The 11,210-nt window shown below is 44.3% G+C and carries 10 protein-coding genes and 1 tRNA gene; 9 read left to right on the top strand and 2 right to left on the bottom strand.

Annotation, left to right across the window (positions count from 1 at the left end; genetic code table 11):
* Positions 1–62 precede the first annotated feature (62 nt).
* Positions 63–398, top strand: a complete 336-nt coding sequence (locus M6D81_RS09805; RefSeq protein WP_262676690.1) for a TetR-like C-terminal domain-containing protein — start codon at positions 63–65, stop codon at positions 396–398.
* 131 nt (positions 399–529) lie between these two features.
* Here M6D81_RS09805 and M6D81_RS09800 read toward each other — a convergent pair.
* A tRNA-Val gene (locus M6D81_RS09800) sits at positions 530–602 on the bottom strand.
* A 205-nt stretch (positions 603–807) separates the two neighbouring features.
* On the opposite strand from M6D81_RS09800, the gene M6D81_RS09795 reads away from it, so the two are divergent.
* The 7 genes from M6D81_RS09795 to M6D81_RS31680 all read left to right on the top strand — a co-directional run bounded on the left by M6D81_RS09795 (position 808) and on the right by M6D81_RS31680 (position 10,091).
* Positions 808–1,719 carry an ABC transporter permease gene (locus tag M6D81_RS09795; RefSeq protein ID WP_262676689.1) on the top strand — a complete coding sequence of 304 codons (912 nt, stop codon included), beginning with the start codon at positions 808–810 and terminating at the stop codon, positions 1,717–1,719.
* The gene (locus M6D81_RS09790) at positions 1,713–2,573 is read left to right on the top strand and encodes a carbohydrate ABC transporter permease (RefSeq protein ID WP_262676688.1); all 861 of its coding nucleotides are present in this window, start codon (positions 1,713–1,715) and stop codon (positions 2,571–2,573) included. Before M6D81_RS09795 ends, M6D81_RS09790 begins: the two co-directional genes overlap by 7 nt.
* Before the next feature lie 41 nt (positions 2,574–2,614).
* Positions 2,615–4,357, top strand: coding sequence for a sensor histidine kinase (locus M6D81_RS09785; protein ID WP_262676687.1), 1,743 nt, complete (start codon positions 2,615–2,617; stop codon positions 4,355–4,357).
* Positions 4,335–5,597 carry a response regulator transcription factor gene (locus M6D81_RS09780; RefSeq protein ID WP_262676686.1) on the top strand — a complete coding sequence of 421 codons (1,263 nt, stop codon included), beginning with the start codon at positions 4,335–4,337 and terminating at the stop codon, positions 5,595–5,597. The genes M6D81_RS09785 and M6D81_RS09780 overlap by 23 nt, the downstream gene beginning before the upstream one ends.
* A 231-nt stretch (positions 5,598–5,828) precedes the next feature.
* The gene (locus M6D81_RS09775; protein ID WP_262676685.1) at positions 5,829–7,358 is read left to right on the top strand and encodes an extracellular solute-binding protein; all 1,530 of its coding nucleotides are present in this window, start codon (positions 5,829–5,831) and stop codon (positions 7,356–7,358) included.
* 23 nt (positions 7,359–7,381) lie between these two features.
* Positions 7,382–9,730, top strand: a complete 2,349-nt coding sequence (locus M6D81_RS09770; RefSeq protein ID WP_262676684.1) for a hypothetical protein — start codon at positions 7,382–7,384, stop codon at positions 9,728–9,730.
* A 127-nt stretch (positions 9,731–9,857) separates the two neighbouring features.
* Positions 9,858–10,091, top strand: a complete 234-nt coding sequence (locus tag M6D81_RS31680) for a TIM barrel protein (RefSeq protein WP_410795713.1) — start codon at positions 9,858–9,860, stop codon at positions 10,089–10,091.
* Positions 10,092–10,309: 218 nt separating this feature from the next.
* Here the strand turns inward: M6D81_RS31680 and M6D81_RS09760 are convergent, their stop codons facing one another.
* Complete coding sequence (locus M6D81_RS09760) at positions 10,310–10,486, bottom strand: YjfB family protein (protein ID WP_262676683.1); 177 nt, start codon at positions 10,484–10,486, stop codon at positions 10,310–10,312.
* A gap of 170 nt (positions 10,487–10,656) precedes the next feature.
* On the opposite strand from M6D81_RS09760, the gene M6D81_RS09755 reads away from it, so the two are divergent.
* Positions 10,657–11,115 carry a double zinc ribbon domain-containing protein gene (locus M6D81_RS09755; protein ID WP_262676682.1) on the top strand — a complete coding sequence of 153 codons (459 nt, stop codon included), beginning with the start codon at positions 10,657–10,659 and terminating at the stop codon, positions 11,113–11,115.
* Positions 11,116–11,210: the final 95 nt, after the last annotated feature.

Below are 11,210 nucleotides of genomic sequence, written 5' to 3'. Positions count from 1 at the left end.
TTGCAAAGCTGGTTTAGGGAGCTTGGGATCAAACAATACTTGATTGTGCTCCACCTTTCCTCATGGTAAGTATCAAGAAAAGCAGGTTAAGCGTAGTTCATTATCGTTTGCTGAAAGTGATTCGTCGATTTCTGTATGAAACAATCGATCAATTAAAGCACGATTCAAGTCGGGAAAGTGATGCTAAGGAGATCGTCGTGCATTATGTTTCTTCAGCTATAGTTGGCGTATTTTACTATTGGATCGAAAGTGACTTGAAATACTCGAAACAATATATGGCGATGCAAATAAAAGAGCTTGAGACTACTGGCCCGATCAAGGCGATGGGTTGCATTAAAGGCAAGCGAGGAGTTGGAGTACATATGCGTAAGAAACCGGTGACACTTTTGGTTGCATGATAATGAGGCGTGAGGGCGAAACGCACCAAAAACGCACCAACTCCAAAATTCGCAGTGAATATGCGATGGATAATATAAAATGAAACGCCGCAAACCCAGTGATATCAAGGGCTTGCGGCGATTCTTAAGTATGATCTGTAGTGGGCTCGAACCACTGACCCCCACCCTGTCAAGATGGTGCTCTCCCAGCTGAGCTAACAGATCCAATCAATCAGTGACAAAATATAATTTATCATATTTCATTAGAGCCGTCAATAGCTTGATCATAATTTTTATATGATTTGTTGCAACGGTTGAGAATTGGCGCATCTAACAACTTAATTCTGTTCTATATAATCGCATAATTATGTGAATGATACAAATTGGAAATAGGCTTTATAGTAATTGTAAGAAGAGGAGGAATCCACTGATGAAGAAATTAGCATTGGGCAGACTATGGCAGCATCGAGTGTTGCTTCTGATGTTACTTCCTGGTTTGGCTTGGTTTTTCGTATACCGATATATGCCGATGTATGGAGCTGTTATTGCCTTCAAGGACTATCAATTTCTAAATGGAATTGTAGGAAGCCCTTGGGCGAATCCATGGTATAAGCATTTTCAGTATTTTTACGAATCGCCGTATTTTTCTCAGCTGCTGAACAATACGTTGTTGATTAGTATGTACAAGCTCCTATTCGGTACGGCTCCGCCCATACTATTAGCAATTTTGATCAATGAATGCAAGGTGCGATGGTTTAGCCGGTTAGTTCAGACACTCAGCTATATGCCGCATTTTTTGTCATGGGTCATTATATATGGCATTGCGCTCGCATTTTTGTCCCAGTCGACGGGATTGGTTAATCGTTGGTTAGAGAGCATGGGATTGGATGCCATTCCATTCTTGCAATCAACGGAATGGTTTCGTTCCATATTGGTCGGCACTGATGTTTGGCAAAATCTAGGCTGGGGCGCAATCATTTATTTAGCGGCCATTGCAGGCGTTGATCCGACCCTTTACGAATCGGCAAGAGTGGATGGTGCTAGCCGGTTGCGAATGATTTGGCATATTACACTTCCTGGTATCCGCAGCGTCATAGTGATGTTATTTATTATAAAGCTCGGTCAAGTGATGGATGCAGGATTTGATCAGATCTATATTTTTTACAATGTGCTTGTGTATCCTGTTGCAGATATTATCGATACATGGGTATTCAGAACAGGGTTGGAACAGATGAATTTCAGTGTAGCATCAGCTGTAGGATTGTTTAAATCTGCCATCGGGTTGGTACTCGTACTAGCCGCCAATAAAATGGCAAAGAAATGGGGAGAGGGGATATGGTAAAAAGGCTGGATGATAAAGTGATGGATGCTTTCGTATATGTTATTCTATTGTTGGTCGGGCTTTCGGCTATATTTCCGCTGCTGTATGTCGTTTCTGTATCTTTGACACCGATAACGGAAATGATCAAGCATGGCGGATATATCGTTATTCCGAGATCCATTAGCTTTGATGCTTATCGTCAATTGTTAAGTGAATCGGAGTTGTTTAACGCTTTCAAGGTGACGATATGGATAACGATTGCCGGAACGTCAACTAGCTTGCTGTTGACGACACTCACTGCTTACCCTTTAAGCCGAAAAACATTGCCATATCGAAGCTTCTTCTTGCTGGTGATCGTTTTCACCATGTTGTTCAATGGCGGTGTTATTCCAACTTATCTAATTGTGAAGGATACGGGCTTGCTAAATTCGGTATGGGCAATGGTTGTGCCAAGTGCAATCGGAGCATTCTATGTTCTTATTATGAAGAGCTTTTTTGAAAGCTTGCCTGAAGAGCTGTTCGACTCTGGCCGAATCGACGGGGCCAAGGAAGTTCGTATTTTGCTGCAAATTGTGTTGCCGCTCTCCATGCCGGTAATGGCCACTGTTGGACTGTTTTATATCGTTGGCTACTGGAACACATTTTTTCAAGCGATCATGTATGTAACCGATCAGGAGCTTCAGCCGATTCAGGTGCTGCTTCGCAGAATTTTAACGGTATCTGATCTGACAGAATTCAACCCAGAAGCGAATGTTCCTACGGACTCGACAAGAATGGCTGCAGTAATTGTTTCAAGTTTACCCGTTATTATCGTCTATCCATTTATTCAAAAATATTTTACCCAAGGTATGCTGATTGGCTCTATTAAAGGCTAGAAGAACATTAATCTGATGATCAATGATACGGATGTGATACGATGAAGCTGAAAAACCGGATGTTTATCGCATTTGTTTTATTGATTTTAATTCCATATATGATGATCCAGGCTTATCATTTTTGGAAAGTGCAGAAATTGATGGAACAAAATATTAGTAAATTGAATCAAACCTCGCTTGAGCAAATGGCGAGAGATTTCAACGAATTAAAAACCTCCGCTATGAAAGCGCTTCTTATGCTGGAAAAGAATAAAACTACCGGCATGATATTGCGCGACCCTAAAAGCTATGACGAAGCAGAACGCAGCAGTGCTATAATGGAACGCTTTCAGATGATGCAGAGCTTTGTTACGGATAGCAGCTTTGTTACTTACACGATTCTTGATTTATACAGAAGTGTTTATGCCTCTCATCATACGGTAAATAAATTCTCCTATGACAATCTGGTGAATGAAGCGGGATTTACGGAGCTGCTGCAGTCAGGAAGCTCCTATCAGTGGAAAATTCATGGAAATGGGATGGCGGAGACCGGCTCAGTGCTGTTCTCTCTTTACTCATTATCCAAGGATGTGAATGGTGAACCCTATGCAATGGTGAAAATCAGTATTGATCTCCAGGAGTGGTTCCGCTCCAATGCGAAAGAGCTGTCTACGGGACAAAATTATTTTATCGTCGGCCGTAAAGACGAGCTTATTGCATCGACGAGAGCAGGAAGCAAGTTGCCAGACCATTTGGCTCAATATTTATATTCCGGCTCTAACCAAGACTATCATGTGGATAAGGCGTCTATTATTAACATTTGGCCGATTACGTCAATGGATTGGCATATTGTCAGTCAGTTTCCCGTTGACCGCTTTTTTGGAGACCTGCAAAATATGCGGACGCAGGTTGTCGTTACTTTGCTGATCACGACAATTATTTTTGTATTCATTTCCTTCTTCATTACGCATTCCATTACTCGCCCATTGCGAGTTTTACAGAAGAAGATGACGGATATGGTGAGAAATAATTTGAAAATAAAACTTCCGGAAAAGAAGTATAAAGGCGAGATTCTCGCTTTGAACCAAGCTTTTAACAAAATGGTCGATGATATGAATGAATTGGTGCATCGCTTAAAGCTCGAAGAGAGGCAGAAGGAGACCGCCCATTTTCAAATGCTGCTTCATCAGATCAACCCTCATTTTTTATTCAATACGTTGAATACGGTCAAATGGCTGGCGCTTGACATGAAAGCAAAGCCCATTTATGACTTATGTGTTTCTCTTGGGAAACTGTTAGAGACGAGTTTAAACTCCGAGGTGGAACTTATTTATTTGAAGGATGAGATGGAGCTGGTGCAAGCATTCGTCTCCATTCAGAAATATCGTTATGGAGATTTGTTTGATGTGCACTATGAAGTAGAAGAAGGGACGGACTACGCTCTCGTTCCCAAGCTTAGCTTGCAGCCGTTAGTAGAAAATTCAATTCAACACGGATTTGCACAGATGGAAAGCGGAGGTAAGATTGGCATACATATTTTCACAAAGGAAAGGCAGCTGTACATGGAAGTGGAAGACAATGGAGCCGGCTATGATGATACGGTTCCATCTGCCTTGCATCACGGACGTCAAGGCATCGGATTGGCTAATATTCGGACAAGGCTGCAATTTCTGTACAAGGAAGAAGCTAGATTTGAGAGGCTTCCAGTTGACGAAGGGACTTGTATACGTTTAAGCTTTCCGTTGCTCAAGTCCGTGCCTTATCAGAAAGGGGAGGGTTCTCTTGTGGACGATACTGATCGTTGAGGATGAAATTAACGTTCGCACGTTTCTTAAGAAGCATGTGGACTGGTCAGCCATGGGCTTTCGGATTATTGCCGAAGCAAGCAACGGTGTACAGGCTTTGGAACTCATTAAGGAGCTTCGTCCCCATTTAGTATTATGCGATATTGTTATGCCGCTCATGAATGGCATTGAACTGCTGCAGCATGCGAGGGAGGCCGGAAGCGACAGCAGCTTTGTCATGCTGACGTGTATGAATGAATTCGAATACGCCAGGATGGCATTGAAGCATGGTGCGTCCAATTATATTTTGAAGTTGTCTATGAGTGTAGAATCACTCCAGGAAACATTGGCAGATATCGATAAAGAGCTGACGGAGAAAGCGCAGCAGCATACGAAACAATTGCTATATGAATATCAACCGGTTTATCAGCTCTTGTGGGAACAGCTGACGGGCCTTAGAGAGATGAATGATCATGTGCGGGACACGGTGAATCATGCACTGTCACAAGCATTGCCGCATGTAATGATCGTTGCTTTGCTGCACGGCGCCAGCGCTTTCACAGCTGATGATCTATTGGAGCTCAATCTGATGGAACGGGAAAGAAGCATCGTCATTCATTCCTTTACTGTACTGAGCCATACGACATTCTTCTGTTGGAGTCGGAATGAAATCATTGTTCGATCCCAACCTTCAGGATGGAACGAGAGATTTCTTCACACTGCCGTATATTGCCCTGTCGTTGACAAGACTGGTGTATCGCAAGTATGGGGGCGTATGCTGCAAGAGCTTATCGCGTTGCGAGGCGCCGGATTTAAAGGCATTCAATGCATGGACGACGCGCAACTCATTCAAGAAGGGAATCGCGTTGTGAAGTGGGATATTATTACGAAGCTGGAACAATACTTATCTTCCTTGAACCGAGAGACCCCTAAAACCGATCATGAAGAAATTAATAAAATTATTGAATATATTCACAATAACTATAACGAACCGATTACTTTGGAATCTATGGCCAAATTCGTAATGATGGACAAAAACTATATTAGCGGATTATTCAAGAAAAAAACCGGCGAGACGTTAATTGCCTATTTGCATATTGTTCGTGTTGAGAAGGCTAAGCGTCAATTATTGAATCCGGGCATGACGGTCAGCATGGTGGGCGAGCGAGTAGGTTTTGTCAACGATAATTATTTTATCCGGATCTTTAAACGTCTCGAGGACATGACACCAGCCGAATATAGAACTTTGCACACAAAATGAAGGTGATTAATAACGTTAACCTGTTACAGGCAGCGGTACAATTCCGAAAGGAAATCAGTCGCAGATGACAGGTTATTTGCTGTTTTTTTATTTGATGGGAGGGACAGGGATAGCGCAAAAATTCATAATTTCGTGCTATTCAATTGCTTAATTATGTGAATGATGGTTTAGGAAATCTGATGATATAGTGTCAGTAGATTTTAAAATTGTTGTAGGAAAGGGTGAAAACGTATGCAAAAGGCGAAAGGTTGGTTGGTGGTTGTCATTTGTTTGGCATTGCTGTCGGCATGTACAAACGGGGGAACGAAGAACAACAATGGAGGCCATGAAGATGCTAACTCAAGCGATAAGGGGGATTCGCCGTCCAGTAAGCTTGTGGATATTGAGTACATGACGGTCGTGACTGGATCAACTCCACCTGATGAGGACAAGGATTACGTAAGGAATAAGTTTAGAGAAGAATTAGGTTTATCTATCAAAAGGACACTGTTTAACGATCCTGCGGAATTCAAGAACCAGTTTAATGTGAGGCTAGCAGCGGGCAATTACCCCGATATATTTACAGTAGACCGTTTGAGCATGAGTGAATATGTCAATCAAGGCTTGCTTCTGGATCTGACTCCTTATTTAGACAAGCTGAAGCCTGTAATGGGAGTTCTGAGTGAAGAGGATCTGCGGAAAGGACAGGTCAATGGAAAACTATATGCGATTCCGAAAAGACCGTCTGGGACGTACGCATCGACATGGATTCGTAAAGATTGGCTTGATCATTTGAATCTGGAAGTGCCAAAAACGCTGGATGAGTTTCTTGCCGTTGCCAAAGCTTTTACAGAACTAGATCCGGATGGGAATAACCAAGACGACACGTATGGCGTGACGGGAACAGGACTGCTCACTTTCAGCGCCATATTCGGAGCTCATGGTGTTGGGATGCCAGGTACAACTTATTTGAAGGAAGGTCAACTGACGAATAGCTTGTACGACCCGCATATGGCTGACGCTATTAACTATATTAAAAATATGATGGACATGGGTGTTGTCGATCCCGACATATTATCTTACAGCGGAGCTGAAGCAGCAGATAAGTTATATGAAGGAAAAGCCGGCATCAGCTTCGTATCCTTCGTGTACTTGACCTCGGTTGCTAACAAACCGAAGGTGACCGCTTTGGACCCCCATGCGGAATGGATTCAAATTGCGCCGCCTGCAGGTCCGGGAGGCAGCTATGACGGCAGCAATGATATTGGCAGCACTCCAGGATTGCTCAGCTTATCCAGTTCATTGGCCGAGGAGCCGGAGAAGTTGGATAAGATTATCGAGATGTTGAATTATGTAGCGACTCCTGAAGGAGAGTTAGTCGTCACATTAGGCGAGGAAGGAAAGCACTGGGAACAAAATGACGAAGGTGTCAAGAAGAGGACGCCGGGTGATCATTCGACTGAACTGACTTTTATTTATCAATTCCTCGGCCGGAACGATTTATCCCATCTTGCAAGCATTGGATATGAAGAAGATGTTGTCAAATTTGCAGCATCCACGCCGCGAATAGAGACCTATGATGCCTTTACGCTTACGCCTGACCATTTCAACCGGGCAGACGCTACGCGATTTATCGAAGAGGAAATGGCAAAATTCGTTTACGGCAAGCGATCTATTAGTGAATATGATGATTTTCTGCAAACACTCGGGACAACATTTGGCTATCAAACGTTGATGGATTCCGTAGAGCAGCAGCTTAAAGATTTAGGTATTGGAAAATAGAGCAACAATAGGAGGGCTTAACATTGACGCAGTTGAAGAGAAGTACCTTGAATTCCTATAGCGGCATTTATCCGCATCTGGCCGTAACGAACGGGCCGGAACAAATGGAAAGCGGCATCGGCGCTGTCGTTCCATGGGCAGGGAAGCTGTGGTACCTTACTTACCCCGCTTCTTCATGGAAAGGAAGTGACGGGGACAAGCTGTATTCGCTTAATCAGGACCTGCAAGTTGAAATAAACACAGAAAGTGTAGGCGGAACGCATGCCAATCGTATGATTCACCGTGAGTCCGATCAGCTCATCATTGGCCTTTATTTCATTAATGCAGCAGGTACTGTAAGAACTGTCCCGCCGGAGCAAATGCAGGGCAGATTGACAGCAGTGGCGCGCCATCTTACAGATCCGGTTAATAGAGTTTACTTTTTTACGATGGAAGGCGGCATTTATGAGGTCAATGTGCATTCGCTGGAAGTTACAACACATGCGCCTGATCCAATGCCCATTCAAGAGGATACGATTCACTTGCTGGATGGCAAGCATGCGAAGGGAGCTTATACCGGTCAAGGCAGATTTGTAATTACGAACAATGGGGACGGCGGAGGACTTGTCGAATGGACAGGCAACGGTGATATGGGAAATCGGGACAATTGGACAACGGTAGACCGTAATAAATATACGGATGTAACGGGTCCGGGAGATATATATGGATCGCCTGATGATACAACGCCCCTGTGGGCGCTAGGATGGGATCATAAATCGGTATTGCTTAATTTGTGTGAAGAAGGTAAATGGACGCGCTTCCGCTTGCCGAAAGCCAGCTATACACATGAAGCTGATCATGGTCATTTTACAGAATGGCCACGAATTCGCGAGATTGGTGCCGGTAAGTGGTTAATGGATATGTTCGGACAGACATTTTCTTTTCCGCCTACATTTTCGAGAATGACTACAGCAGGTATTCGTCCGCTCTCGGTGCATCATAAAATGATTGTCGATTTCGCCGCTTGGAATGATCGTATCGTGATGGCTTGCAATGATGCTTCCAGATTTGACAATGCCATTGTGGGCCGTCAACAATCCAATTTAATGTTTGAAAAATATGAGAATTTGAAGCATGGTCATCAACCATTTGGCTGGGGAGGCGTATGGATGGAGGAGGCGGTAAAGGCAAACGCTTCTTCGGAGCCGTTCCTGCTGGCAGGTTATAAGAAAAGAGTACTCCATCTGAGTCACACAGAGAAGCATGAGGTTGCTTTCCAATTGGAAATGGATAGAGAGGGCAATGGCGAGTGGGAATACTTTGACAACGTGAAGGTTAGTGATAACGGTTATAAGTATTATGTGATTCCGGAAGAGATAGAGGGAGAATGGGTTCGTATACGAGTCGAACAGGATGTGCAAGCTGCGACTGCATTTTTCTACTACACCTCGGCATGCAGTAGTGGTCCAGAGCAGGAAATGGTGCAAAGCTTGTCACGGATTGGTGATAGTGGGTATACAACGGCCGGCATTATCCGTCTTGCTGAAGATGATAAGTTAACCCTGCAGCTAGCCGCAAGCCTGTTAGACAACGAAGGACGGATCAAGGAGCAAGGCTACTATGAAATCGGTCAGGATATGGTATTAAGAAAAGCCGATAAAGCGATCGAAGAAAGCAGGCTTCGCAATGAATTCGCTCCTGTTGCCGAATATACAGTTGATGATGCTTCTTTCATTATGATGGATAAGACGGGCCGGCGGTTTCGCTTGCCGAAATGCGATAACAGGTTAGATTCATTTGGCGAATTAGGCGCGAATCGCTGTATTAGAGAAGTTGTAACCGAGAGAAGCCTGATGCATATTGATGGAACGTTCTACGAGCTCCCCCGGGACGAATCAGGTGGCCTGGCGAAGATTCAGCCGATTAGCTCACATGCCTTCCAAATTTATGATTTTGCATCGTGGAGAGGCATGCTCGTCCTGAGCGGCTGCCGATTGGATGCCGAAGAAGACAGCCACTATTTGAAATCGGAGGATGGCAAAGCCGGGTTGTGGCTCGGCAATGTTGACGATATCAGACGTTTTGGGACTCCTCGGGGAGTAGGCGGACCTTTCAAACAGACATCTGTTCAAGCAGGAGAGCCTTCTGATGCATACTTGATGTTGGGCTACGTGCATAAGTCAGTCGAGTTCTCCCACAACCTGGAACAAGAAGTTGAATTTTCAATTGAAGTGGATATTCATGCCAGTGGCAATTGGCTCCTTTACGGTACATGGACGGTTGCGGCTGGAGTAACGAAGTCACATCGTTTTCCTGATGAATATAACGCCCATTGGGTTCGAGTGACGGTCGATCAAAGCTGCAGCGCTACGGCAACATTTATTTATGAATAAGGAAGCAGTTAAGGAGAGGGATTTATTCAATGAAGCTGGGAGTTAGCACTTATAGCCTGAATGCCGTACGGCTATTGAGGTTGGCATCGAACTCTCCAATTATACTATTGCCGCGAACTTCGCTAACTTGAATGAGGATGAATGGGAGAAAGAAATTGCGAGAGTGAAGACAGAAGTTGACGTATGTGCGGCGCTTGGGATTAGACAGATGCGTCATGATGTAGACAATTCTCAAAATGATGTGTCAATCATGAGCTTCCTGGCGCAGCTGCCAACACTTGCAGAAGCTTGCCGGCGAATTGCAGATTATGCGAAATCGTTCGGCATTACAAGCAGCGTTGAGAATCACGGAACATTGTAAAGGAGAGCGGTGATGATGGCTACATCTCTATCGAGTTTGAAGGGATGGAAGAGTGTCGCAAGGGCACTCAGCTCGGCTTTAACTATGTAAAGCAATTGTGGGAATCCATTTGAAAACAAGATGAACGGCATACAAGAACATAATAAAGCCGGCACACTCGCCAAAGCTATAAATAAAACCCGCCAATGGCGGGTTTTATGCTTGTCGGAGAGGAGCGATTAAACGCGAATGTCGAGGTTTTTTCCGACATTGGGATTGAGACTGGCGTTCATCATCTGTACAAGATTCTGCCCTTGCTGTTCCGCTTGGCCTTTCGCCATATTCATTACCTTCAGGCTGGCAGCTTGCGACAGGGCAGCCTGATTCATTGCGACGGATAGTGCAGCGATATCCACAATAACACCTCCCTACTTCCAATATCGGCAGGCTGTATAAAAATCGTTAATCGATCTTTGGCGAAAAAATGTAGAGAAGCCATATCAGTAATATTTTGGTATACTAGGGTGAGATTTCGCAGCATACACCCAATAGAACGATCGATTTTTTCATCGGGGAGGAGATCTGAATGGCAGTAAAAGTATGCAGTAACTGCGGCGAAGCTAACAGGGAAAATGCGTTTCAATGTACAGTGTGCAATTATTCGCTCAAGGATGCCAAGCTGGAGGGAATAAGCAACGAAGAGAAAAGAAGATTGTTCGGAACAAACAAGCCTCGAAACTCAATCTGCTCGCATTGCGGTGAAACGATAGATGCACAATCGTTGAAATGCAAGTATTGCGGCAATGTGAACGTAAAGCCGACGACTGGCAAAGCCTATTATCCGCAGGAGAGCAATACAGGCTGCGGCTGCTCCATGATTCTGCTCTTCATTGCGACTTTTCTGATACCGCTGGTAGGATTAATCGTAGGAGGGATATTCGCATTTAGCGACGACCCCGACAAGCAGGACTTGGGAAAAATGCTGCTCATATTCGGAATCGCAATGATCGTAATCGGCATTATTGTGGGCATCATCTTCATTTAGATGGTCATGCGAGTTGTGCACATGCGTGCCGGGCGTACTCGTAATTCTTCTTCTTCCGCATCATGACGGGCACACTGCAAGAGTAAAATGTAGCA

This window comes from Paenibacillus sp. J5C2022 (assembly GCF_025567625.1).
GTDB lineage: Bacteria > Bacillota > Bacilli > Paenibacillales > Paenibacillaceae > Pristimantibacillus.
This window is presented reverse-complemented; position numbering and strand designations above follow the sequence as displayed.

Bases quoted from the DNA above. Each gene is read 5' to 3' on its own strand.
- M6D81_RS09795 (WP_262676689.1), top strand. From the start codon at position 808: ATGAAGAAATTAGCATTGGGCAGACTATGGCAGCATCGAGTGTTGCTT.
- M6D81_RS09785 (WP_262676687.1), top strand. From the start codon at position 2,615: ATGAAGCTGAAAAACCGGATGTTTATCGCATTTGTTTTATTGATTTTA.
- M6D81_RS09805 (WP_262676690.1), top strand. From the start codon at position 63: ATGGTAAGTATCAAGAAAAGCAGGTTAAGCGTAGTTCATTATCGTTTG.
- M6D81_RS09775 (WP_262676685.1), top strand. From the start codon at position 5,829: ATGCAAAAGGCGAAAGGTTGGTTGGTGGTTGTCATTTGTTTGGCATTG.
- M6D81_RS09790 (WP_262676688.1), top strand. From the start codon at position 1,713: ATGGTAAAAAGGCTGGATGATAAAGTGATGGATGCTTTCGTATATGTT.
- M6D81_RS09755 (WP_262676682.1), top strand. From the start codon at position 10,657: ATGGCAGTAAAAGTATGCAGTAACTGCGGCGAAGCTAACAGGGAAAAT.